General features: G+C 63.0%; 21 protein-coding genes and 2 pseudogenes. 11 read left to right on the top strand and 12 right to left on the bottom strand.

Annotated elements, in window-relative coordinates:
• Positions 1 to 271 precede the first annotated feature (271 nt).
• Positions 272 to 688, top strand: coding sequence for a type II toxin-antitoxin system RelB family antitoxin (relB, locus tag CCZ27_RS08725; RefSeq protein ID WP_232516611.1), 417 nt, complete (start codon positions 272 to 274; stop codon positions 686 to 688).
• On the top strand, positions 685 to 978 hold the full coding sequence (locus CCZ27_RS08730) for a type II toxin-antitoxin system RelE/ParE family toxin (protein WP_096447391.1): 294 nt from the start codon (positions 685 to 687) through the stop codon (positions 976 to 978). The genes relB and CCZ27_RS08730 overlap by 4 nt, the downstream gene beginning before the upstream one ends.
• Positions 979 to 1,137: 159 nt before the next feature.
• Here CCZ27_RS08730 and CCZ27_RS08735 read toward each other — a convergent pair whose 3' ends face one another.
• Together CCZ27_RS08735 and CCZ27_RS08740 are read right to left on the bottom strand one after the other, a co-directional pair.
• Positions 1,138 to 1,749, bottom strand: coding sequence for a hypothetical protein (locus tag CCZ27_RS08735; protein ID WP_096447393.1), 612 nt, complete (start codon positions 1,747 to 1,749; stop codon positions 1,138 to 1,140).
• Positions 1,746 to 2,336, bottom strand: a complete 591-nt coding sequence (locus CCZ27_RS08740; protein WP_096447396.1) for an archaeosortase/exosortase family protein — start codon at positions 2,334 to 2,336, stop codon at positions 1,746 to 1,748. Before CCZ27_RS08740 ends, CCZ27_RS08735 begins: the two co-directional genes overlap by 4 nt.
• A gap of 389 nt (positions 2,337 to 2,725) precedes the next feature.
• Between CCZ27_RS08740 and CCZ27_RS08745 the strand changes: the two genes are divergently transcribed.
• Positions 2,726 to 3,403, top strand: a complete 678-nt coding sequence (locus CCZ27_RS08745; RefSeq protein ID WP_096447398.1) for a PEP-CTERM sorting domain-containing protein — start codon at positions 2,726 to 2,728, stop codon at positions 3,401 to 3,403.
• A 125-nt stretch (positions 3,404 to 3,528) separates the two neighbouring features.
• Here CCZ27_RS08745 and CCZ27_RS08750 read toward each other — a convergent pair whose 3' ends face one another.
• A complete protein-coding gene (locus CCZ27_RS08750; protein ID WP_096447400.1) occupies positions 3,529 to 3,795 on the bottom strand; it encodes a DUF1640 domain-containing protein in 267 nt (88 codons plus the stop codon).
• Between the two features lie 333 nt (positions 3,796 to 4,128).
• Positions 4,129 to 5,220 carry a DNA-binding protein gene (locus CCZ27_RS08755; RefSeq protein WP_157748507.1) on the bottom strand — a complete coding sequence of 364 codons (1,092 nt, stop codon included), beginning with the start codon at positions 5,218 to 5,220 and terminating at the stop codon, positions 4,129 to 4,131.
• A gap of 178 nt (positions 5,221 to 5,398) precedes the next feature.
• Between CCZ27_RS08755 and CCZ27_RS08760 the strand changes: the two genes are divergently transcribed.
• The 3 genes from CCZ27_RS08760 (at position 5,399) to CCZ27_RS24275 (ending at position 7,975) form a co-directional block, all read left to right on the top strand.
• Entirely contained in the window at positions 5,399 to 6,289 is an 891-nt protein-coding gene (locus CCZ27_RS08760) for a tyrosine-type recombinase/integrase (protein WP_198363299.1), read from the top strand.
• Between the two features lie 31 nt (positions 6,290 to 6,320).
• A complete protein-coding gene (locus CCZ27_RS08765) occupies positions 6,321 to 7,406 on the top strand; it encodes an IS5 family transposase (RefSeq protein WP_096445332.1) in 1,086 nt (361 codons plus the stop codon).
• Between the two features lie 302 nt (positions 7,407 to 7,708).
• Positions 7,709 to 7,975 (top strand): tyrosine-type recombinase/integrase, encoded by a 267-nt coding sequence (locus CCZ27_RS24275; RefSeq protein ID WP_385961417.1) that lies wholly within the window; start codon positions 7,709 to 7,711, stop codon positions 7,973 to 7,975.
• Between the two features lie 28 nt (positions 7,976 to 8,003).
• Here CCZ27_RS24275 and CCZ27_RS08775 read toward each other — a convergent pair whose 3' ends face one another.
• The gene (locus tag CCZ27_RS08775) at positions 8,004 to 8,348 is read right to left on the bottom strand and encodes a helix-turn-helix domain-containing protein (RefSeq protein WP_443081550.1); all 345 of its coding nucleotides are present in this window, start codon (positions 8,346 to 8,348) and stop codon (positions 8,004 to 8,006) included.
• Positions 8,349 to 8,392: 44 nt separating this feature from the next.
• Here CCZ27_RS08775 and CCZ27_RS23465 point away from each other — a divergent pair, with 44 nt between their 5' ends.
• On the top strand, positions 8,393 to 9,028 hold the full coding sequence (locus CCZ27_RS23465; protein ID WP_157748508.1) for a hypothetical protein: 636 nt from the start codon (positions 8,393 to 8,395) through the stop codon (positions 9,026 to 9,028).
• A 363-nt stretch (positions 9,029 to 9,391) separates the two neighbouring features.
• Here the strand turns inward: CCZ27_RS23465 and CCZ27_RS08780 are convergent.
• Positions 9,392 to 9,958: pseudogene (locus CCZ27_RS08780) on the bottom strand (IS1634 family transposase); the annotation flags it as partial.
• A 73-nt stretch (positions 9,959 to 10,031) separates the two neighbouring features.
• Between CCZ27_RS08780 and istA the strand changes: the two are divergent.
• The 3 genes and pseudogenes from istA to CCZ27_RS08795 all read left to right on the top strand — a co-directional run.
• The gene (gene istA, locus CCZ27_RS08785) at positions 10,032 to 11,381 is read left to right on the top strand and encodes an IS21 family transposase (protein ID WP_096447406.1); all 1,350 of its coding nucleotides are present in this window, start codon (positions 10,032 to 10,034) and stop codon (positions 11,379 to 11,381) included.
• A complete protein-coding gene (gene istB / locus CCZ27_RS08790) occupies positions 11,378 to 12,154 on the top strand; it encodes an IS21-like element helper ATPase IstB (protein ID WP_096447408.1) in 777 nt (258 codons plus the stop codon). The genes istA and istB overlap by 4 nt, the downstream gene beginning before the upstream one ends.
• Before the next feature lie 50 nt (positions 12,155 to 12,204).
• Positions 12,205 to 13,221 (top strand): annotated as a pseudogene (locus tag CCZ27_RS08795) (ISL3-like element ISPpu12 family transposase); the annotation flags it as partial.
• A 200-nt stretch (positions 13,222 to 13,421) separates the two neighbouring features.
• On the opposite strand, the gene CCZ27_RS08805 reads toward CCZ27_RS08795, so the two are convergent.
• From CCZ27_RS08805 to CCZ27_RS08815, 3 genes are all read right to left on the bottom strand, one after another.
• The gene (locus CCZ27_RS08805; RefSeq protein WP_050416129.1) at positions 13,422 to 14,351 is read right to left on the bottom strand and encodes an electron transfer flavoprotein subunit alpha/FixB family protein; all 930 of its coding nucleotides are present in this window, start codon (positions 14,349 to 14,351) and stop codon (positions 13,422 to 13,424) included.
• On the bottom strand, positions 14,351 to 15,112 hold the full coding sequence (locus CCZ27_RS08810) for an electron transfer flavoprotein subunit beta/FixA family protein (RefSeq protein WP_096447410.1): 762 nt from the start codon (positions 15,110 to 15,112) through the stop codon (positions 14,351 to 14,353). Before CCZ27_RS08810 ends, CCZ27_RS08805 begins: the two co-directional genes overlap by 1 nt.
• Before the next feature lie 86 nt (positions 15,113 to 15,198).
• Entirely contained in the window at positions 15,199 to 18,756 is a 3,558-nt protein-coding gene (locus CCZ27_RS08815; RefSeq protein ID WP_096452355.1) for an indolepyruvate ferredoxin oxidoreductase family protein, read from the bottom strand.
• Positions 18,757 to 18,853: 97 nt separating this feature from the next.
• On the opposite strand from CCZ27_RS08815, the gene CCZ27_RS08820 reads away from it, so the two are divergent.
• On the top strand, positions 18,854 to 19,765 hold the full coding sequence (locus tag CCZ27_RS08820; RefSeq protein ID WP_096447412.1) for a LysR substrate-binding domain-containing protein: 912 nt from the start codon (positions 18,854 to 18,856) through the stop codon (positions 19,763 to 19,765).
• A 394-nt stretch (positions 19,766 to 20,159) separates the two neighbouring features.
• On the opposite strand, the gene CCZ27_RS08825 is transcribed toward CCZ27_RS08820, so the two are convergent.
• The 3 genes from CCZ27_RS08825 to CCZ27_RS08835 form a co-directional block, all read right to left on the bottom strand.
• Positions 20,160 to 20,594, bottom strand: coding sequence for a hemerythrin domain-containing protein (locus CCZ27_RS08825; protein ID WP_096447414.1), 435 nt, complete (start codon positions 20,592 to 20,594; stop codon positions 20,160 to 20,162).
• Between the two features lie 13 nt (positions 20,595 to 20,607).
• Positions 20,608 to 21,246, bottom strand: coding sequence for a GTP cyclohydrolase I FolE (folE, locus tag CCZ27_RS08830; RefSeq protein WP_050416190.1), 639 nt, complete (start codon positions 21,244 to 21,246; stop codon positions 20,608 to 20,610).
• 169 nt (positions 21,247 to 21,415) lie between these two features.
• Positions 21,416 to 22,540, bottom strand: coding sequence for an acyl-CoA dehydrogenase family protein (locus CCZ27_RS08835; RefSeq protein WP_096447416.1), 1,125 nt, complete (start codon positions 22,538 to 22,540; stop codon positions 21,416 to 21,418).
• Positions 22,541 to 22,545: the final 5 nt, after the last annotated feature.

Here is a 22,545-nt window from a genome sequence, read left to right on the forward strand (position 1 = left end):
GCAATGCAGTCCGGGCGGTCCAGACGGGATTCGAGTTTCTGGAAGCGGGCATATAGCGCTTCCTCAAAATCAAATTCGGCGCGGATGACCCGCCCGAGCGCGTCGCGGTTATAGCTCAGCATCCGGCACCTTCGAAATAGCCGGGAGCCTGATTAGATTCCCGTTCGTGCATTTATCTGATAAATTTCACCCTCGTATCTTATCGTTTTCCATCACCAGCGCGGGCGATTGCATGAGCACCCACACCATTGATACCGCGATGGCTCGCCGCATGGTCGAAGCGCAGGCGATCCGGGGCGCATCCATCATCGGCCAGCCCGGCGGTTGGTCGATCATGCTGAAAATGGGCATGACCGAAAAGCCGCTCGGCACGCAGCGCACCGACAAGCCGCGCACCTGGCGCAGTCTCGATACCTGCGTCGCCTATCTGCGCAACGAACTGCACATCGTCCGTGTCGACATGCTGGACGCCAGCAACCACAGCGAGGCCGACACCGGCCGCCGGCGGGCCGACACCGCCGAGCGGATGAAGCGCGCCCACGAGGCCGCCGCTTATGATGCGTGGTTCCGCGCCCAGGTGCAGGCGAGCATCGACGATCCCCGGCCGAGCATTCCGCACGAGGAAGTCATGGCCGAGTTTGCAGAACGCCGGGCGGCGCTTCGTAAGAAGATCGACGCCGCCAGATGACGCGGATCATTTGGCGCCCTGCAGCCCGTGAGGACCGGGCCGCGATCATGGACTACATCGCCGAGGACAACCCGGTTGCCGCGTTGGACCTGGACGAACTGATCGAGGAAAAGACCAATGCCCTGGCCGACCATCCCAGGCTCTACAAGCCGGGTCGGATGAAGGGCACGCGGGAAATGGTCGTCCATCCCAACTACGTCGTCGTGTACCAGGAGAACAGCAAGGCCAAGACCGTGACCATCGTGCGCGTGCTCCATGCGGCGCAGCAGTGGCCGCCGGCCAAGTCCTGATTTGCAGTTTTACGATTAAGCGGAAATTCACATATATTGCGGAGAGGCAGCCCATGCTGCCCGCCCGCATCGCCTCGACGGCGCCTGCGGTCGCCTGGATCTCCAGACCCCGCTGCCCGCCAAAGGAGCCGCCCCCCTTCTGGGTCTGCACCAGCCATTTCAGGCCCCTGGCACGGGCATCGTCGACGGACCCGTAGGCGATCGCCCGCCCCGCACCGCGGCGAGCGCCGCCACCAGGGCCAGCACATAGCGCCCGCCGCCATGGACGAAGGACTTCCACGCCAGCAGCGGGGAGGCCGTCCCCGGGGCGAGCGCATCGAGCACCGTCCGCCACAGCTCGCCCGCGAGCACGCAGGGCACGTCGGCCAGCACCAGTATCGCCAGCAGGGGCGCGAGCAGGAGCAGCCGCAAGGGGTACTCGGAGTAGCGCTGCGCAGGCCAGGCGAACGCGGCGGTGAGCATCACCAGCGGCCCTTGCAGCGCATGCGCGGTCAGGGTCGACACGTTCCCCACCCCGCGCGGGTCCATTTCCAGGACCCGTCCGTCGAGCAGGAAGAACGGTTTCCACGCCACCGTGGCACGCACCACGCGGTCGGCGCCTTCGTGATCCAGGGCGAGCGTGAGCAGGTCGAAGTCGTCCATCAACCAGGAAAACACCGCGCGATACGCCGGCAGCCAGGCTTCGACCAGCGCCTGCCCGTAGTGCACCGCCAGCACGGCGAGCCCCCCGCCCGCCAGCGCCAGGCGCAGCGCAACCCGTGCCGGGTTCATCTACACTGCGCCGCGGGCGCGGCGGCGGGCGCGCGCTCCAGCCACACGAAGAAGAAGGCCGCCACCGCAGCGACGAGCAGCAGCGGCGCGATCAGCCCGTGCAGCATCTCGAACAGGCCGGGGTCGCTGCGAAAGGAATAGAAGAGGGCGATGATGCGGACCTGGTTCAAGGCGAACACCATCGCGGCGCCGACCGCCAGCCCCGCCAGTCGCCGGCGCCACGACAGCGGCGCCACCAGCATGGCGCTGGCCATCAGGAACATCACGTCCGCCCCCTCGCAGCCGTTGAGCACGTTGATGCCACCGCCCGGCGCCCGCAGCCGCGATCCCGCAGCCTCGACCCCGAGCGCGGGATCGGCGGCATCGATCAGCCACGCCGCGGTCCCCACCGTCGCCCGGTCGATGACCAGGCGCTCGACCCAGCCGCCGCGCCCGGCATCGTAGGCGCCCAGCATCACGGCAAACAGCAGCACGAACAGCACCACCCGCACGAGCAGGCCGCGCCGGGAACCGGAGGGCGGTTCGGCGTCCGGTCCGGATTCGCCGGGCCAGTAGGGCACACCGGAGGACGAGCGCGGCAGGGTCATGGATGCCTTCCAAAGCCGATAGAGGAAGACACAAGCCTACGCCACGATCATGAAAACGGGATGTCGATGAACTGACGAGCAGAGCAGGGGGCGTGGATCGGCGGGCAGATGTGAAGGGCGCCCGCGCACCCGGCGGCGCCCCGCCGCGCCCGCGCTGCAGCGTCAAACGGGCTGTCCCCTTCTGGAGTATTTCCTGTTTGTCGGAATATTTTACACGGCTCTTCTTTTTGTATTTTTCATTACACTTTCCAATTTCTTAGGTTATTGTTTTTAATATATTTTTTTGATATGGACCAGTTTTTGCATGAAAGGCGGAAGATTTTCGGAATAGACCGGCCGCATGCCGGTCACCCGTATTCTTGCCACACCTTCCCGATTGGAGACGTACTATGACCATGCCCAAGTTCCTTCCCTTGCTCGCGGCTCTGGCGACATCAACCGCTGCAAATGCAGTGGTGCTCGTTCAGACCAATGATCCCGGGTTTTATAACAACAGCATTGGCACTGCCCTGAATGGTACCAACGGAGGAGAGGCAGGGCCTTTCCCCGTATCGAATGATGCCAACCTCACCTTTTCAAATGCTCCTGATCTGAGCGCTGCCAGCGCTGCACTTGGAAACTGGCTTACCGACCCACTCGACCTCAATGCCAACTGGAGCTACCGGACTTCGATTCCAAACAGCTGGACGCCGGGTAGCGAAGTCGCCGTGATATACCAATTCGATACCTTGGGTGCAACGAATGTCGTTGCGAGCTTCGGTGTGGATAACGGAATCTTCGTCTGGCTCAACGGAGTCTATTTGTTTGGTGCTCGCGGCCCTGGCAGCTATGTACCGGGTGAGTACGTCATCAATATCGGGGACCTGTCGGCTGGAACTCATTTCCTCCAATTGCTGCTGGAGGATCATGGCTCTGTAAATGGCTATGCGGTTACGATTACCGCGGATGAATTCATCCCTGGCCCGGGACCCGGCGGAGGCACGGTTCCTGAACCGGAAATTCTGGCTTTGCTAGGTATTGGCCTTGCCGGAATCGGCTTCCAGCAGTACAAAAAGAAAAAGAGATAGCACGTCCTGTCGCGGCTGGCGCGCCTGCACGACGTCAACGCCGACACCATCAACAAAAAGGCCCGGGAGACCGGGCCTTTTTAGTGACGTCGCGGCATCATCGCCGGCGCGGTGGCTGTCACCAATCAGATGATGAGCTTGACCAGCGCGGCGACCAGTCCAGCCTGTGCAAGCATGAGTCCGGGCATCCATTTGATGATGTCGGCCTTGGCTTCGGATATCTGGATGCGCACTTGGCTGATGTCGTCCTTGGTGGCAAGGCTCTTGAGTTCGATCAGATCTCCCAGCGCCTCGCGCAATGCTTCGGCTTCGGCCTTGGCGTGTGATTCGGGCAGGCCGGCGGCCGTCAGGCGCTCGACGTATTTCAGGGTATCGAAGGTAATGGCGGACATTCTGTTCTTCCTCGCTGTGGTGACACGGCCTGCGCCTGGTGCAAGGATCTGTCACCAAGCCCGAGTCTAGCGCATTGGTGACAGATTCCGCGCCTCGAGCGGTCGAACGGCCTTCGATGTCGCCATTCGAGGCGGTAGGCGAGCGCTTCCAGGCTGCGTGTCGGCGTGCGACAAGCGGGACCACAAAACCGCGATAATTTGCATTATGTCAACTTTGCGTCGCGACCGGCGCCGGGCGAGTTCCCTGCCGTTCATTTAACTAAAGTTGTTACCAGTATTTTTGTAATTTTGTAACCACCGTCGTGGAGAGCTACAAGGGGCTGACGCGAATGGCTAGTCACTATTTGCCCGTTTCGCATCTGTCTCTTCCTTACTCCTAAGAGAGCTCTCTTCTGATGCACGGCTCTTGACGCGTCTCCTCCTAAGATTTGCAATTTCTTGCCGCAGTTGTCCGATTTCCTCAGCCTGGACGTTAAGCCTGACCGTTGCCTCTTGCCGGAGTTGATCAGCCATCTCGTGCCGCACTCTCACCGCAGCAAGGTCACGCTCCGATATGGAGAGTTGGGCCTCAGCTTTCTCGAGGCTGCTTCGCAGGGTCTCCATTGAGGCTGTTGCCTCTGTCAGCCTCTCACATGCCTTGACGCTCTCTCCCTTGAGTCGAGCGCAGTCCTCACGCAGCGCTATGAACTCCTCTCGCGCCGTGGCAGCGTCCTTGCGTGCGCGCTCTACCTCTTCGTTCTGTTGCCTCCGTTCCTTGCTGGCAGCTTGACGTTCGTTGTCCAGTTGCTGCAACAGCCGATGGGTCTCCAGGCGGTGATGTTCATTAGTTTGCTCGATGGCAAGTCTCGCCGCGTCCAGCGAGGAGAACTGGCGCACGAGCTCGGCATCCTTTTCGTCGATCGTGCGCTGGTGCTCAAGGACCCTATGCGACTCTTCCGCCAGCTTCCTCTGACACTCCGCAAGGTTGGCCTCCAGGTCTCCGATCCTCATTTTCAAGGCCGCGACCTCACTCTCCATGCGTAGGCGGAGCTGATCGGATTCGAGGGCACGCTCGTTCGCCTCCTGAACGGTTGCCTCCATTTCTCTGGATCGCTTGTCCAGATGGGCCTCTCGCTCCCTGAGGCCCTCCTCAGCAAGTCTCTTAGCAACCTGCACCATATCGCCAAGTGCGCGATCGATGATCGTTACGAAGGCCTCGGGGATCCCGTCCACCGCCCGCACGGGCACCTGCAGCGTGTTTGCCATGGCACTCCAGAACTCTTGAATGTGGTTCTGGACGACGGCGTTGCTGCCTTTCTGGCTAACATACCGGTCAGTGGAAAGCAGCTCCTGGACGGCTGGACGGGTTGGTCGTTCCCCTTTGGCGAGGATCTCGTAGCAGGCCTGACGGACATGCTCGTATGTAACAACGGAGCTACGGCTCATTTTTTGGCTCGGATCTTTGACCAATGTCAGGATGGTAGCTGCCTTGGCGGTGGAATCAACTAAAACAGACGGACCAGTCCGGAAACCGGTCAGTTCTGCCCGTATTATCATTAACTTTAGACATTATTCCTATAATGTGTAGTAACGTGCGGAATCCGCCGTTCTGGATGTGACCCTCGTGAATTTGATGCCCCGAAACGCGTTCGGCCCGTTGGAACTGGTCAACTTGCCAAGCGAACTCAACGGAAGTGTCGGTAATAACCGCGCCGTTGGCGGTCGGCCGCAGATTTCAGCGCAGAACGACGTCGATGCCGTCAGAGCGTGGCTCGCCCGCTTTGTCGACACCCGAACGACGTTCGACAGCTACCGCAAGGAGGCTGAGCGCCTCCTCCTCTGGACGGTCACGGAGTTGGGTAAGCCCCTTTCCAGCCTCAGTCACGAGGATCTGTTGTTGTACAGGCGGTTTCTCTCAGACCCACAGCCCGTTGCACGCTGGGTCATGGCCAAAGGCCGCAAATGGCCGCGAAATGATCCTGGCTGGAGACCGTTCTCTGGGCCGCTGTCTGCCAGCAGTCAGCGACAAGCGATTGTCATCCTGAACACGATGTTCGCCTGGCTTGTGAATGCTGGGTACCTTGCTGGCAATCCGCTATCCCTCTCTCGACAGCGCCAGCGGCGGTCGAAGCCCCGAATCACCCGATTCCTCGATGAGCCTACCTGGGTGGAAGTCAAGGCATCGATCGAATCGATGCCAAACGAGACGGATCGCGAGCGCGAGCATTACTTCCGCGTGCGCTGGCTCTTCAGTTTGCTGTACCTGTGCGGCCTTCGGATCACGGAGGTCACTACCAATACCATGGGGTGCTTCTTTTCCCGGCGTGACCGAAACGGGGACGACCTTTGGTGGCTTGAAGTAACGGGCAAAGGTGAGAAGACGAGGATCGTCCCTGCCACGAACGAACTGATGATGGAGTTGGTGCGCTACCGCCGGGAGTACGCGTTGGCGCCCTATCAGGATGTTGATTTAATTGACCTTCCTGCATCCGTGCGGACTCTACGGCTGATATAATTACGTTCGCATTACGACACCAATTATTCCCATGCGCGGCACCGACCACAAACAGCACGCCCTGTTCAGCTACGTCAATATCGAAGACCGAATTGCCCTGGATCATCCGTTGCGTCGGATCAAGACGCTGGCGGATTTGGTTTTGCGCACGATGTCGCCGACTTTCGATTCGCTTTATGCCGAAGGCGGTCGTCCCTCGATTGCCCCGGAGCGGTTGCTGCGCGCATCGCTCTTGCAATGCCTGTTCTCGATTCGCTCGGAGCGCGCTCTGGTCGAGCATATCGACTTCAACATGATGTATCGCTGGTTCGTGGGCCTGACGCTGGACGAGGCGGTGTGGGATCACTCGACGTTCTCGGCCAATCGCGAGCGGCTGCTCAAGGAGAGCGTGATGCGCGAATTCTTCGGTGGCGTGGTGGCGATTGCCGAGTGGGCCGATTTGATCTCGGACGAGCACTTCAGCGTCGACGGTTCGCTGCTGCGGGCGTGGGCCTCGCACAAGAGCCTGGCCGCACGCGATGGCTCGGACGTGCCGCCCGGACCGGATCAGGGACGCAACCCCGAGGTCGATTTCCGGGGCAAGAAGCGCTCGAACGCGACGCACGTCTCGCGCACCGACCCGGAGGCCTTGCTCGCCAGCAAGGGCGGCGCAGGCGCCTACCTGAGCTTCACGACCCATGCGCTGGCAGAGAACCGGAACGGGCTGATCGTCGATGTACAGACCACGCAGGCCACGGGCACCGCCGAGCGCGACGCCGCGCTGGTGATGGTCAAGCGCACCGTGAAGCCGGCCGACTCGATGCGCAAGCCGACGTTGGCGGCCGACCGGGGTTACGACACGGCCGAGTTCATCGCTGCCCTCACGCCGCTGGGCGTGCTGCCACACGTTGCCGCCAAGACCAAGGGCAGCGCCGTGCCGGTGGCGGTCAAGGCCACTGAAGGCTATGCGGTCAGCCTGCGTCGTCGAAAGATGATCGAAGAGGCGTTTGGCTGGGCCAAGGACATCGGCACGCTGCGCCGTCTGATGGCACGCGGCCTGGAAACGATTCGCGCGCATGCGCTGCTCAATTTCGCCGCCTACAACCTGACCCGGCTGGGTAATTTGCTGGCGCCGTAATCCGATGGCGCCATCGCGCCATTTGCATTGCGGCATTTGATTGTTGAATACGTTGGCTTTGCAGCGACGGGAGCGCTGCCGAATTGCAGTTGCACAATCGGCTGAAAAAGCGGCTGGAATCGTCATCAGGGCGGCTCGGGTCGGATCTTTTCCGCGTCGATTTTTTCCCAGGCAACTGGAAACCGAAGGTGACGGTGAGATTTTCAACACCCTGCTATCCAGTTCCAGGCGAGCCGACCCCCCTCCTCCTCCCAATCGGCGGACAGCGTCGGACTCTGACGCGCGGGGCCGTGCATCTAGTCGTGAAAGAAGTCTTTGAGCGTGCAGCGAAGCGAGTTGAGGAGCGTGGCGATGAGTTTGTGTCGCGGGCAAATGCACTGCGTGCGGCTTCGGCGCACTGGCTACGTCACACGGCCGGTTCGAACATGGCAGGCGCCGAGGTCGACTTGCGGTTCGTCCGCGATAACTTAGGCCACGAGTCAATCACAACCACGAGCCTATACCTCCATGGCGACGATGATGAACGCCACAAGGCTACAGAGCGCGGTCACCGCATCGCCTGGTCCTGATGCTGGCGTGCGGGCCCTCGATTGACCTCTAACTCAGGCCCGATGCAACACGGCCGCCGTTGCGATCCTCGTACTCAAGAAGCTTAGAGGGCGGGAGCTCCAGCGCGTTTGCCAAGCGAATGATGTTCAGAAGCGCGATGTTCCGCTGCCCACGCTCAACGCCGCCTAAGTAACTCCGCGCGAGACCACTCTCAAGCGCGAGGTATTCCTGGGACCATCCGCGGCTTCGGCGAAGCTCGGCAAGGTGCTTACCGAAGAGGACCCTGGGGTCGGAGGAAGAAGTCACAGCAGTCGGAAATGGATTTTCGACTGATGCTAGGAGTGTGGCCTCTATGAGGCGACGCTCTATGAGTGACAATGGGCGCGCCGACACGTACCATTCCCACTCGATTCTGACGACTTAGACGACGAGACTTCGTGCAGACAAGGGATAAAGCAAGCGTCATTCGGACGTTGCGTGGGCATCTGCATCGGCGGGAGCATGCCGCCTTTGTCACTTTATTTCTCGACGGTGAGGTTCGGGTTTTCCGGAGGAACGACGACTACTTGAAGGCCCTCGCCGGCGAGGCCTTATGTCTCCTCCTGGAAGCACCGCAAGCAGCAGAGGACCTACTGACTGAGTATGAGCAGCTCCTTCTCGCTGGTGAGATATCAGCTCCTTACTCAACCGTCCTCGGCCTCGCCGAGCGCTTGGATTCAAGCGCGTTGCACGCTATCGCGAGGACACTTCGCGACGAGCATCGACGTTGGTCCGAACGACGCCAAAATACCAATCGAAAGCAGTTGGAAGCAGCCAAGGCTCTTTCCGAGCCCGTCATTGAGGTGCGGCGCGTTGTCAGCAGCACACTTATGCGCTTCGGCGATCCAAACGCGTCCGACGCAATGGGAATCCGGCGTTCGGTTTTCAGGAGTAGCCAGGAGAGAGCGTTTCTCAAGGCCTTGTCGCTGAGATTTCCTGCGCTACTTGCGCTGCCGAATTATCCACTTGACCAGATGATCGAGTTCACTCACGCACCGGCACGCCCGCCTCAGCATGCTTCAGGAACCCAATGATCTGCTCTTCCGAAAACCGCTTCTTCACGTCCGTTCTCCTTGCTGAAAACGGACTCTACTAACTTCACCCTGGTACTGAAAATGGGGAGCAGGTCAGTTCTACCTTCGTAAAGTACGCGAGTTACGAAAGCCAACCAACGGCGACCGTAAGACTCAGCGCCCTTAGCGAGAAGGGCATGAAAAACATTTGTCATGGCGTCAAGAACGTCCCGTAACTCACGCTTCTTAAAAACCGTTTCGAAGCGCGTATGCCCGGGGGTACCCGGCACTCGCGCTCCCGGTCTCCACAAGAGGTTGCTCCCGAGTTCGACAGTTACGCTCGTAAGTAATTGTTTTTGCTAGAGTGCACTTTAAAAAATGCCACTACAACAGCGCCAACTGCTCCGGCGCCGCTGGTTTTTCTACCCCCAATGCATGAAGCACCTCGTTCTGTTCCGTGCTGAGCGTCGACACTCCCGCCACCGGCTCGCCGCCGTTCAGACGCACCCGGTGATGCTGGATGCGCTGCAGTTGCTCGAGCGCCCGCTCGGGCGTGTAACCCGCGTCGGCCGCCTTGAGTCGGCTGCGCATCACCCGGTGCAGGATCCGCGCCATGAAGCAGATCGACGCATGCGCGCGAATCCGCTCGGGCAGGCGGTGATACACCGGGCCGATCTCGATCTCGGACTTGAGCACCTTGAAGCCGCGCTCGATGTCGGCGAGAGACTTGTAGCGCTGAATCACGCTCTGCGCGGCGAGGCCCTCGGCGTTTGTGACCAGCAGCAGCTTGCCGTCCATCATTTCGGCAAGACGCTTCGCCTTGTCGTCGATGTGGTAGCTGAAGAGCTCCTCACCCAGATCCACCTTGAGAATGCGCGACAGGTGCGCTTCGCTGACCGCATGGTAGAAGCGCGCCTTGGCGCCGCTATCCGAGAGTTTGCGCCCCCGGTGTCAGTAGGAACTCAATAATCCCCAGTTGTGGGAATTGAATTTTCCCCACCCATTTTTGAAGAGGAGTTCAGAAATGGAAGGGAAGGAAGTGTTCGACGATGTCGCCCCGAGGGGCGACATCGTCAGCTGCACCTCGGCTACTGTGCCCGTGTCGGGTCAGTCCGAGGAGGCACGTATGCTCACCAGGGAACGCTGGGAAGAGATCCATCGGCTGCGTGCAGGCGGGCAGAGCGTGTCGGCCATTGCGCGCGGGCTGGATCTCGATCGCAAGACGGTTCGACACTGCCTGCGTCAGCCGGCGTGGTCGCCGTACCGACGTCAGGCGTCGGCGTCGTGCCTGCTCGATGCACATCGCCCGTGGCTGCTCGAGCGGGCGCCGCAGGTCGGCTACTCGGCGCGAATCCTGTATCAGGAGTTGCGGGCGCGGCACGGCTACGGGGGCGGGTACGACACGGTCAAGAACGCAGTGCGACCGCTGCGCAAGGAGGCGGCACTCGCGGCGCTGACGCAGCGGCGCTTCGAGACCGGGCCCGGCGAACAGGGCCAGGTCGATTGGGGCCAGGTGAAGGTGCGCTTCGGGGACGCGATCACGACCGTTCACGTGTTCGTGATGACCCTGGGGTACTCACGGCGGTGCTGGGTCGAGGGCTTCGAGAACGAACGACTGGCCAGCCTGCTGGCGGCGCACGAACATGCCTTCGCCCACTTCGGCGGGCGCACGGCGCAACTGCTCTATGATCGCATGCGCACCGTGGTGCTCGGCAGCGAGGCGGGCCGCATCCGCTGGAACCCGACCTTCGAGGCCTTTGCGCGTCATTGGGGCTTCGAGCCCCGGCTGTGCAAACCCTATCGGGCGCAGACCAAGGGCAAGGTCGAGTCTGGCGTGAAGTACGTCAAGCGCAACTTCGTGCCGGGGCGCAGTTTCCATGACCTGGACGACTTCAACGCACAACTGCTGCAGTGGGTTCAGGAGGTGGCCGACGTGCGCGTGCATGGCACCACCCACCAGCGCCCGATCGAGCGCTTTGCCGAGGAGGCGGCGGCCCTGGTGCCGACCGCCAGCCAGGCGAGCTTCCTGCAGGCGATGGTGCGTGACCGGGTGGTGGCCGATGACTGGCTGGTGTCGATCGATGCCAATCGCTATTCGGTGCCGTGCCGGCTGATCGGCAAGACCGTGCAGGTCGTGCGCGCCGGCGGCCTGTGGCAGATCCGTTATCGCGGCGAGCTGGTGGCCGAGCACGGGGTGCTGGCCGGCCGGCATCAGCTGAGTGTCCAGCCTGAGCACGGCCCCGGCGCGACGGCCCGCAACGCCCGCCAGCGCTACGGCACGGCGAGCGCCCCGGCGCCACAGACCGGACTGCAGGATGAATCGGTCGAGGTGCGCGATCTGTCGATCTACGAGCAGATGCTGGAGGCCGCATGAATCCCGCCCAGCTCGAACGCCTGGCCGATCATCTGACCAAGCTGCGCCTGTTCAAGAGCCGCGAGCGGCTCGAAGCCCTGCTGCAGCAGGCGGCGGCCGAGGACATGGCTTATGCCGATTTCCTCGAGCAGGTGCTCGCCGAGGAGGTTGCCGCCAAGGCCAGCAAGAACGTGACCATGCGCACGGCGATGGCGCGCTTTCCCTTCGTCAAACCGCTGGAAACCTTCGACTTCGCCTACCAGCCCTCGATCGACAGAAAGCAGGTGCAGACGCTGGCCACGTGCCACTTCATCGAGCACGGCGACAACGTGCTCGTGCTCGGACCGCCGGGCGTGGGCAAGACGCATCTGGCCGTCGCACTCGGCCTCAAGGCGATCGAGGCCGGCTACCGCGTGCTCTTCACCACCGCTGCCAACCTGATCGCGGCGCTGACCAAGGCCCATGCCGAGGGGCGGCTCGACGAGAAGCTCAAGATCTACACCACGCCACGTCTGCTGATCATCGACGAGATCGGCTACCTGCCGATCGAGCGTCAGGGCGCAAACCTGTTCTTCCAGTTGATCAGCCGCCGCTACGAGCGAGGACCGATGATCCTGACCAGCAACCAGAGCTTCGGCGCCTGGGGCGAGGTGTTCGGCGACCGCGTCATCGCCACCGCCATCCTCGACCGGCTACTGCATCACGCCGTCACGCTGAACATTCGTGGCAACTCGTACCGGTTGAAAGAGAAGTTGAAAGCCGGCCTCGTCCGTCCACAAGAGGCCGAGGCCTGAACCGGGTGGGGAATTTTCGATTCCCATGAGTGGGGAAAATTGGGTTCCCCTTGACAGACGGATTCCGTATGACACTGCGGCTGCATGAGTACGTGGAGAAGGAATCCTTCAACCACCCCTACACCTTTGTGGCGGCACAGACCGGCCTGGACGAGAAGACGGTGCGCGACATCTTCAACGCCCGCGCCGAGTTCCTGGGGCGCTGGCACCGCTTCGAGACGCCCCGCATCCTGGGCATTGACGAGCTATACCTGAACAAGCGCTACCGCTGCATTCTGACCAACATTGAGGAGCGAACCCTGCTCGACCTGCTGGCCACCCGCCGCCAGGACGTGGTGACCAACTACCTGATGAAGCTGAAAGACCGGCAGAAGGTCGAGATCGTCAGCATGGACATGTGGAACCCCTACCGGGCAGCGGTCAAGGCTGTGCTGCCCCAGGCCCGTATCGTGGTCGATAAGTTCCATGTGGTGCGCATGGCCAACGATGCCCTAGAGAGAGTGCGCAAGGGCCTCAGAAAGGAGCTGAAACCGTCCCAGAGCCGGACTCTCAAGGGAGACCGGAAAATCCTGCTGAAACGCGCTCACGAAGTCTCAGACCGGGAGCGCCTCATCATGGAGACCTGGACAGGCGCGTTCCCGCAACTGCTGGCCGCCTACGAGCACAAGGAGCGCTTCTACGGCATCTGGGACGCCACCACACGGCTCCAGGCAGAAGCCGCCCTGGACGAGTGGATAGCCACCATCCCGAAGGGCCAAAAGGAAGTCTGGAGCGATCTGGTCAGGGCAGTGGGAAACTGGCGCGAAGAGACCATGACCTACTTCGAGACGGACATGCCCGTCACCAACGCTTACACGGAGTCCATCAACCGACTGGCCAAGGACAAGAACCGTGAAGGGCGCGGTTACTCCTTCGAGGTGATGCGGGCACGAATGCTCTACACCACGAAGCACAAGAAGAAGGCACCGACTGCGAAGGTCTCTCCTTTCTACAAGAAAACCATCGGTTACGGACTGCCGGACTTCGCAGAGGAACTCAACTACGGAGTCGATCTATCAACCATCTGAGGGTGGTATCAGATTGATGGGGTGAAGGTGCCCCATCAACCATTAAATCCGTATACCCAACCAAAAAAAACCCACCGGTTTGCGACCGATGGGCGAAGGGATCTTCGGCAGGGATTGCAGCGGGAGAGGAATAGCTGCCACCGAAGAATCCAACGGGAACGGGTTGGCATCACGGCCAGCGAATCGGCATGACCTGCAGATCAAAGGCTCGCTGTCAGTTCGGGAACTGCGGCGAACAGATCCGCTACAAGCCCGTAGTCCGCAACCTGAAAGATCGGCGCCTCGGGGTCCTTGTTGATCGCGACGATCAGCCGGGAATCCTTCATGCCCGCCAGATGCTGGATAGCGCCGGAGATGCCGATCGCGATGTAGACCTGGGGCGCGACGATCTTGCCGGTCTGGCCGACCTGGAAGTCGTTGGGGACAAAGCCCGCGTCGACCGCGGCGCGGCTCGCTCCGAGCGCGGCGCCTAGCTTGTCCGCCAGCGGCTCGAGCAGGGTGCGGTAGTTCTCGCCGTTACCCAGCCCCCGGCCACCGGAGACGATGATCTTGGCGGCACCGAGTTCGGGGCGCTCACTCTTCGTGAGTTCGCGGCCGACGACACGGGTCAGGCCCAGGTCCTTCGCGGCGGGCACGACCTCGATCGGCGCGGAGCCGCCGAGCGGCGCGGCGTCGAACGCAGCGGTGCGCACGGTCACGACCTTCACGCGGTCGGTGCTCTTGACGGTCGCTAGCGCATTGCCGGCGTAGATCGGTCGCACGAAGGTGTCGGCCGATTCGACCGCGACAATGTCGGAGATCTGCGCGACGTCGAGCAGTGCGGCGACGCGCGGCAGCATGTTCTTCCCGGCGCTGGTTGCCGCGGCGAAGACGTGACTGTAGTCGGCGGCGAGCGCACGCACGAGCTCGGCAACGTTCTCGGCGGTCTGTGCTTCGTACTGGGCCGCGTCGCATACCAACACCTTCGCGACGGCGCTGATGGCGGCGGCGGCTTGGGCGGCGGTGGAGCAGCCGCTGCCCGCGACCAGGACGTGGATGTCCGCTCCGACCGCCTGCGCGGCGGTCACGGCGTTGAGAGTCGCGGTCTTGATCGACTGGTTGTCGTGTTCCGCAATGACGAGGACGGCCATCAGATCACCTTTGCTTCGTTCTTCAGTTTATCGACCAGCGTCGCGACATCCGGAACCAGCACGCCGGCACTGCGCCTGGACGGCTCGGCCACTTTCAGGATCGCCAGACGCGGAGCCACATCGACTCGCAGATCCGTGGGCTTCACGGTCTCGAGCGGCTTCTTTTTCGCCTTCATGATGTTGGGCAGCGTCGCGTAGCGCGGCTCGTTGAGGCGCAAATCCGTGGTGACGACCGCGGGCAGCGTCATCTCGAGGGTTTCGAGGCCGCCGTCGATCTCGCGCGTGACCGTGGCAAGGTTCCCGTCCACTGACAGCTTCGATGCAAAGGTGGCCTGCGGCCAGCCCATCAGGGCTGCGAGCATCTGGCCGGTCTGGTTCGCGTCGTCGTCGATCGCCTGCTTGCCGCAGATCACCAGCTGCGGGGCTTCCGTGTCGCACAGGGCCTTCAGGAGTTTGGCGACGGCGAGCGGCTGCAGCTCGGCGTCGTTCAGTTCACCACAATCGACGAGGATGCCGCGGTCGGCCCCGATTGCCATCGCCGCACGCAGGGTTTCGGAGCACACCGCCGCGCCGCAGCTCACCGCCACCACTTCGGTCGCGATGCCGGCTTCCTTCAGCCGCACAGCCTCTTCCACCGCGATCTCGTCGAAGGGGTTCATGGCCATCTTCACGTTGGCGAGGTCCATGCCCGAACCGTCCGCTTTCACGCGGGCCTTCACGTTGTAGTCAAGCACGCGCTTGATGGGTACCAGGATCTTCATGAGTCTCCTTGTTGTCGATTGCTGGTTGATTCGCGCCGTACGACCATCAAGGGCGCGAGCGCCTCGATGTTGTTGTCCGGCGCACTTCAGGCTGCCCGTTCCGACCGGCCAGCCTCGAACCGGGCCTGCAGCTCTTCGCGACGCTTGGTCGCGCCGGCCATGCTGCGTTCCTTGACGTGGCCATAGCCACGAATCTGTTCCGGGATGCGCGCAAGCTCGATCGCGACATCCAGCCGGTCTCGCGACAGGCCGTCGCAGATGCGGTCGATGAAGACGAAATAGTCCTTCACCAGTTCGCGCTCCTGGCGCCGCTCCGCGCTCCTGCCAAAGGGATCCAGGGCGGTGCCACGCAGGCCCTTGAAGCGGGAGAGCAGGCGGAAGGTACGCATCATCCACGGACCGTAGGCGCGCTTCTGGGGCAGGCCGTCAACGCCACGCTTCGCGAACAGGGGTGGCGCGAGGTGGAAGTTGAGCCGGTAATCCCGGCCGGGCTCGCCCTCGAACTGTTCGCGCAACTGGGCGAGGAATTCGGGCGCGCTGTGCAACCGCGCCACCTCGTACTCGTCCTTGTACGCCATGAGCTTCGCGAGGTTGCGCGCGACAGCCTCGGTCAGGGCGAGTCGGCCTTGTCCAACCACCGCTCGCTCGGCCTCTTGCACCCGCGCCACGGCCTTTCGGTAACGCTCGCCATAGACACCATTCTGATAATCGCTGAGCAGCCTGACGCGGCGTTCGATCAGCCGGTCCAGCGACTCCGGCATAGCCAGCACCACCGCCTCACCCCGCCCCGAAGCGTCGGCCACCGGCAGTTTTCCCGCGTCGTGTGCCGCAAGCCGTCCCCACTCGAACGCCTGCTGGTTCTTTTCGACCGAGACGCCATTCAGCTCGATCGCGCGCAGCAATGCCGCCTTGCCGACCGGAATCCAGCCTTTCTGCCACGCGAACCCCAGCACGAGCGGATTGGCGTAGATCGTGTCGCCGAGCAGCCGCAGTGCAAGCGCGTTCGCGTCGATGAATTCACAGGCATCGCCCACACTGGCGCGGATGTCGCCCTCGGCCGCCGCCCCCGGAAACTTCCAGTCGGGATTCGACAGGAACTCCGCCGCCGGGGTCTGCGCGCTATTGACCACCGCTCGCGTGCGTCCCTGACGAACCTTGGAGAGCGCTTCGGCCGAAGCCGAGACGATCTCGTCGCAGCCGATCAGCACGTCGGCCTCGCCGGTAGCGATCCGGGTGGCGTGAATGGCCGCCGGGGTCGCCGCGATCTGCACGTGGCTCAACACCGCCCCGCCCTTCTGCGCGAGCCCGGTCATGTCGAGCACGGTGACGCCCTTGTGTTCCAGATGAGCCGCCATGCCCAACAGCGCACCGATCGTCACGACCCCCGTTCCGCCGACCCCCGTCACGACGATACCGCAGGGTTTGTCCAGCCCGGGCAGTGCGGGTTCAGGCAGCGCTTCCGAGGCAGTCACCGGCGCCGACTCGCGCGCTGCGGGCTTGCGCAATTGCGCGCCCTCGGCGGTCACGAAGCTCGGGCAAAAACCCTTCAGGCAGGAGAAGTCCTTATTGCAGCCGCTCTGATTGATCTTGCGCTTGGTGCCTAGCGGCGTTTCCAGTGGCTCCACCGACAGGCAGTTGGAGGCCACGGAGCAGTCGCCACAACCCTCGCAGACTGCCGGGTTGATGAATGCGCGGCGGGCCGGATCAGGGTAATCGCCGCGCTTGCGGCGGCGGCGCTTCTCGGTGGCGCAGGTCTGATCGTAGATCAGGACCGACACCCCCGAACTCTCGCGCAGCTCGAGCTGCAACGCGTCAAGCTCATCCCGATGGTGCACCGTCACCGCATCCGGCAGACCGGCGCGCATCGCGTACTTCTCCGGCTCGTCGCTCACGATCAGGACCCGGCTAGCACCTTCGGCGCTCACCTGCTGCGCGATCTGCGGCACCGTCAGCACCCCGTCGACCGGCTGCCCCCCCGTCATCGCGACCGCGTCGTTGTAGAGGATCTTGTAAGTGAGGGTCGCCTTGGCGGCGATCGCCGCGCGGATGGCGAGCAGGCCCGAATGGAAATAGGTGCCGTCACCGAGGTTCACGAAGACGTGCTTGTCGCCCGAGAAGTGCATCTGGCCGAGCCAGCTCACGCCCTCCCCGCCCATCTGCGTGAAAGTCTCGGTGCGCCGGTCCATCCACATCGCCATGTAGTGACAACCGATGCCGGCGAGCGCGCGCGAGCCTTCCGGCACGCGGGTGGACGTGTTGTGCGGACAGCCCGAACAGAACCAGGGCTTGCGCTCGACGGTCACGCGAGGCCGCGCCGCTTCGCGCTCCTTCGCCTCGATGACATCGATGCGCGCGAACACGCGGGCGCGAAGGTCTTCGGGCAGCCCCACGCGCTCCAGTCGCGCGGCGATGGCCTTCGCGATGATCGCCGGCGACAGCTCGTAGCGCGCCGGAAGCAGCCATTGCCCACGCGGCACCGACCACTCGCCCCCCGAGTTGTCGCGCTCGTCGAATTTGCCGTAGACGCGCGGGCGGACGTCGTCGCGCCAGTTGTACAGTTCCTCCTTGAGGGCGTACTCGAGAATCTGGCGCTTCTCCTCGACCACCAGGATTTCTTCCAGTCCGGTCGCAAACGCGCGCGCATTGTGGGCGTCGAGCGGCCACACGCAGCCCACCTTGAAGAGGCGGATGCCGATCCGTCGACAGGCATCGTCGTCCAAACCCAGGTCCGTCAGCGCCTGACGCACGTCGAGATAGGCTTTGCCTGCCGCCATGATCCCGAAGCGCGCGTCGGGCGAATCGATCACGATACGGTTGAGCTTGTTCGCGCGGACGTATTCGAGCGCCGCATACCACTTGTAATCGAGCATGCGCGCTTCCTGCGCGAGCGGCGTATCCGGCCAGCGGATATTGAGCCCGCCTTCAGGCATTGCGAAGCTATCCGGAATGACGATCTGCAGGCGGTCCGGATCGATCTCGACCGATGCGGACGACTCGACGACATCGGTGACGCACTTCATCGACACCCACAACCCGGAGTAGCGGCTCATCGCCCAGCCATGCAGGCCGAAGTCGAGATACTCCTGCACGTTCGCCGGGTACAGCACCGGAATGCCACAGGCGATCAGCAGGTGTTCCGACTGATGCGCGACCGACGACGACTTCGCCGCATGGTCGTCGCCGGCGAGCATCAGCACGCCGCCATGGGGCGAGGTCCCTGCGGCGTTCGCGTGCTTCAGCACGTCGGCCGAGCGGTCCACGCCCGGCCCCTTGCCATACCACATGCCGAATACCCCGTCGCGCTGGGCGTTGGGGTAAAGATTCACCTGCTGCGTGCCCCACACGGCGGTCGCAGCGAGGTCTTCGTTGAGGCCGGGCTGAAAGACTACGTCGTGGGAGGCAAGATGCTTTTTCGCCTTCCACAGCGCCATGTCCAGCCCGCCCAGCGGCGAGCCGCGATAGCCCGAAATGTAGCCGCCGGTGTTCAGCCCCGCGCGCCGGTCGCGCTCCTTCTGCAGCATGGGCAGGCGCGCCAAGGCCTGAGTACCGCTCAGGTAGATGCGTCCGGACTCCTGGGTGTACTTGTCCTCCAGCGTGACCGAAAGCAGTGCATCCCTCGCCTCGGCAGACAGCGGTGAGTTCATCATCCCCTCCAGACTCTCTATTTATATCGACACATAGTACGAATCTGTCTATGTATCGTAAAATCACCAATACTGAGTTCTGGTATTAGGAAAACGGATGCCGGTCGACAACAATGTCACCCTGCGCCAGCTGCGCTACTTCATCGCCGCCGCGGAGACCGGCCAGTTCTCGATGGCCGCCACGCGCGCCCACGTTTCGCAATCGGCCATCACCAATGCGGTGCTGCTCCTGGAAGAATCGCTGGGGGTGCGCCTGTTCGACCGCAAACCCCACGGCGTGGGCCTCACCGCCGAGGGGCACAGCTTCTATCGACGCACGCGCGACATCCTCGACGCGCTCGAAGACGCTCTGCGCGAACCGCGCTTCCAGGCCCACCACCTGAAAGGCGCGATCCGCATCGGTGCTTCGTACACCGTGCTCGGCTATTTCCTGCCCCCGCTGCTCGCCCGCTTTCGCGCGAACTATCCGGACGTCGAACTCGACCTCCACGACATGAACCGCGAAGCCATCGAAGCCGGCGTCGCGGCCGGCGATATCGAGTTGGGCGTGGTGATCCTGTCCAACGTCGTCGAGCGCGAACGCTTCGGCCACCACGTGCTGCTGCGCTCCCGCCGCCAGCTATGGACTTCGGCCGCCCACCCGCTCCTGCAAAAAGACAACGCGGCCCTCGCCGACGTCGCTGCCTATCCCTACATCCAGGTCACCGTTGACGAAGGCGAACTGTCGACGCAGCGTTATTGGGCAGCCAAGGGCATTCAGCCCGACATCGCGTTTCGCACCGGCTCGGTCGAAGCGCTGCGCGGGCTCGTCGCGCACGGCTTCGGCGTCACCATCCTGTCCGACATGGTGTATCGGCCGTGGTCGCTGGAAGGCAAGAAGATCGAGGCCCGCCCCATTCTCGATGTGGTACCCGACATGGAAGTCGGGCTGATCTGGCGGCACGACGGCACGCTGGAACGATCCGCCGACGCGTTCAGGCAGTTCCTGATACAGGCTTGCGGGAGCTGAGCGGCGCGGCGGTCGTTACGGGCACGTCAGACGGGATGGTCTAGCGGCGACGGTCGGACGACAAGTACTCGGCCGTTGCTGACGCTCGGGGTGGCAGAACTCAAGGGTGACCACCCGTCTAAAAGCGAACCCTTAGCGCGGTGCGTGTCATACCAAGAAACTGCCCTGCAGAGTAAGTAAGTCGGCCCTGAGCGGCAGTTTGCTGACACATTGCTGCCCCCCGTGTACGTCGAAATTCCAATGACGGCTCAGGCCGAACGACGGTCAGTGCGCAGGGAACATCACAACTGAGTGATGAATGGTCGCACAAAGTGCACTTTGGATACCGCAGCCGACGTCACCGACCTAACCCGGCTCTGCCATAGCCACCGCAGCGCGCCTACCTAGCCGACTTTCAGGTCGTCACCGCGCGCTTCAGGACCAGCGGCACGCCCCCCGTACTGCGCTTGACCATCCATTGCGCCAGCGCCGAATCCATGTAGGTCGCATGGCCCGGGAACCACTCCTCGAGCGCGACCGCGAGGCGGCGCCCGACCTCGATGTTGCCCGCCGCGACCATCTGCTGCACTTCGCGCACCGACGCCATGACCTTCTCGTGTTCCTCGATGTGGCAGTCCCGCGCCGGGAAGTTTCCCGCGGACATCCAGGCGGCTTCCTCCGCGAAGTGGTGCTCGGCGTGGGCGGCGAAACGGTCGAGCAGCGCCGGGAAGACTTCGTCTCCGACGACCTGCATGGCGTGCACGAGCTCGACGAACTCGTGGTGGATGTCGTCCATCGGCCCATAGCCGAGGAGGAATTCGTCGCTCCAGGGGGTCGCCTGCTCGCTCATTTCCGGTCTCCGTTCAGGTATTCGGCAGGCCGCGCGGGCCGCCCATGCCGATCATCGCGAGGAATTCGCGGCGCGTCGAGGCGTCTTCGCGAAACGCGCCGACCATCCGGCTGGTGACGAGGCCTGCGCCGGGCTTGTGCACCCCGCGCGTGGTCATGCACTGGTGGGACGCCTCGATGACAACCGCGACGCCCTTGGGTTGCAGCACGGAGTGCAGCGTGTCGGCGATCTGCACCGTCATTTTTTCCTGGATCTGCAGGCGTTTTGCGTAGATCTCGACCAGCCGCGCGAGCTTGGAGATGCCGACCACGCGGTGGTTCGGGAGGTAACCGATGTGCGCCTTGCCGATGATCGGCGCCATGTGGTGCTCGCAGTGGCTTTCGAAGCGGATGTCGTTCATGACGATCATCTCGTCGTAGCCCTCGACCTCGGAGAAGGTGCGAGCCAGGATTTCGGCCGGGTCCTGCGAATAGCCGGCGAAGAATTCTTCGTAGGCGCGCACGACGCGCGAGGGCGTATCGACGAGCCCCTCGCGGCCCGGTTCGTCGCCGGCCCAGCGGATAAGGGTGCGTACGGCGTCTTCCGCCGCCTCGCGCGATACGCCACCGCGCAGGTCCGCGTCACCGGCGTCGTCGGTTTGCCCTTCTTTCATGCTGCGTTCTCCCGTTTGTCCTGCGGCGTGCGGGGGCGCCCGTGACGCAGGGCGTCCCCACAGAAGAAAGAGCGGGACCGTGTTGCCGAGGTCCCGTAAACCGGCAGCGCACCGCGCACCGTCGGAGGAGAAGACATAATCTGCGTCACGCCCGCGCGGTCTGGTCTGCTCAGAGCGAGCGGGCGATGATTTCCTTCATGATCTCGGACGTGCCACCGTAGATACGCGCGACGCGTGCATCGACCCAAGCACGGCTGATCTTGTACTCGCTCATGAAGCCGTAGCCGCCGTGCAGCTGCAGAAGTTCGTCGAGCACCTTGCCCTGCATCTCGGAACCGACCAGCTTGCACATCGCGCCGACCTCGGGCGAGAGTTCGCCGCGCATGGCCTTGCCCAGGCAGTCGTCCACAAACACGCGCAGCATGGTTGCCTGCGCCTTGCATTCGGCGAGCTTGAACTTGGTGTTCTGGAAATCGAAGACCGTCTTGCCGAACACCTTGCGCTCGCGCACGTACTCGAGCGTGTCGTCGATCAGCGCCTCGATGGAGGCGGCAGCGCGAATGCCGATGATGGTGCGTTCCCACGCGAGCTGGTGCGTGAGATAGCCGAAGCCCTTGTTCTCGTCGCCGAGGCGATTCTCGACCGGGACACGGACGTCGTCGAAGAAGAGTTCCGAGGTGTCCTGGCCCTTCAGTCCGATCTTTTCAAGCAGCCGGCCTTTGGAGAATCCGGGGCGATCGGCCTCGACGCAGATCAGCGTGAGCTCCTTCGCATTGGGGTCGAGCTTGGTCGCGGTGACCATCAGGTCCGCGTTGCCACCGTTGGTGATGAAGGTCTTCTGGCCGTTGATGACGTATTCGTCGCCATCGCGCCGTGCGCTGGTGCGCATCGAGCGCAGGTCGGAACCGATGCCGGGCTCGCTCATCGCGATGACGCCGATGATCTCGCCCGCAACCATCCGCGGCAGCCACTTCTTCTTCTGCGCCTCGCTGCCGTAGGCAACGATGTAAGGGGCGACGATCTCGGAGTGGGTCGTGAAGCCGATCGCGGTCGCATTGACCCGCGCCAGCTCCTCGATCATCACCGCCGAGTGGCCGAAATCGCCACCCGCACCGCCGTATTCCTCCGGCACCGTCGAGCACAGCAGGCCGACCTCGCCCGCCTTGCGCCAGACCGACTTCGGCACGATCCCGACCGCCTCCCACTCGTGCAGGTGGGGGACGATCTCGTTCTCGATGAAGCGCCGCGCCATCTCGCGGAACATTTCATGATCTTCACGGAATACGGTCCGCATCCTTG

This window comes from Thauera sp. K11, from assembly GCF_002354895.1.
GTDB classification, from domain to species: domain Bacteria; phylum Pseudomonadota; class Gammaproteobacteria; order Burkholderiales; family Rhodocyclaceae; genus Thauera; species Thauera sinica.

Excerpts from the sequence above, each read along its gene's own strand:
- CCZ27_RS08810 (WP_096447410.1), bottom strand. The coding sequence starts at position 15,112 with ATGAAGATCCTGGTACCCATCAAGCGCGTGCTTGACTACAACGTGAAG.
- istB (WP_096447408.1), top strand. The coding sequence starts at position 11,378 with ATGAATCCCGCCCAGCTCGAACGCCTGGCCGATCATCTGACCAAGCTG.
- CCZ27_RS08825 (WP_096447414.1), bottom strand. The coding sequence starts at position 20,594 with ATGAGCGAGCAGGCGACCCCCTGGAGCGACGAATTCCTCCTCGGCTAT.
- CCZ27_RS08735 (WP_096447393.1), bottom strand. The coding sequence starts at position 1,749 with ATGAACCCGGCACGGGTTGCGCTGCGCCTGGCGCTGGCGGGCGGGGGG.
- istA (WP_096447406.1), top strand. The coding sequence starts at position 10,032 with ATGGAAGGGAAGGAAGTGTTCGACGATGTCGCCCCGAGGGGCGACATC.
- CCZ27_RS08835 (WP_096447416.1), bottom strand. The coding sequence starts at position 22,540 with ATGCGGACCGTATTCCGTGAAGATCATGAAATGTTCCGCGAGATGGCG.
- CCZ27_RS08745 (WP_096447398.1), top strand. The coding sequence starts at position 2,726 with ATGACCATGCCCAAGTTCCTTCCCTTGCTCGCGGCTCTGGCGACATCA.
- folE (WP_050416190.1), bottom strand. The coding sequence starts at position 21,246 with ATGAAAGAAGGGCAAACCGACGACGCCGGTGACGCGGACCTGCGCGGT.
- CCZ27_RS08805 (WP_050416129.1), bottom strand. The coding sequence starts at position 14,351 with ATGGCCGTCCTCGTCATTGCGGAACACGACAACCAGTCGATCAAGACC.
- CCZ27_RS08750 (WP_096447400.1), bottom strand. The coding sequence starts at position 3,795 with ATGTCCGCCATTACCTTCGATACCCTGAAATACGTCGAGCGCCTGACG.
- CCZ27_RS08730 (WP_096447391.1), top strand. The coding sequence starts at position 685 with ATGACGCGGATCATTTGGCGCCCTGCAGCCCGTGAGGACCGGGCCGCG.
- CCZ27_RS08755 (WP_157748507.1), bottom strand. The coding sequence starts at position 5,220 with ATGAGCCGTAGCTCCGTTGTTACATACGAGCATGTCCGTCAGGCCTGC.
- CCZ27_RS08765 (WP_096445332.1), top strand. The coding sequence starts at position 6,321 with ATGCGCGGCACCGACCACAAACAGCACGCCCTGTTCAGCTACGTCAAT.
- relB (WP_232516611.1), top strand. The coding sequence starts at position 272 with ATGGTCGAAGCGCAGGCGATCCGGGGCGCATCCATCATCGGCCAGCCC.
- CCZ27_RS08815 (WP_096452355.1), bottom strand. The coding sequence starts at position 18,756 with ATGAACTCACCGCTGTCTGCCGAGGCGAGGGATGCACTGCTTTCGGTC.
- CCZ27_RS08740 (WP_096447396.1), bottom strand. The coding sequence starts at position 2,336 with ATGACCCTGCCGCGCTCGTCCTCCGGTGTGCCCTACTGGCCCGGCGAA.
- CCZ27_RS08820 (WP_096447412.1), top strand. The coding sequence starts at position 18,854 with ATGCCGGTCGACAACAATGTCACCCTGCGCCAGCTGCGCTACTTCATC.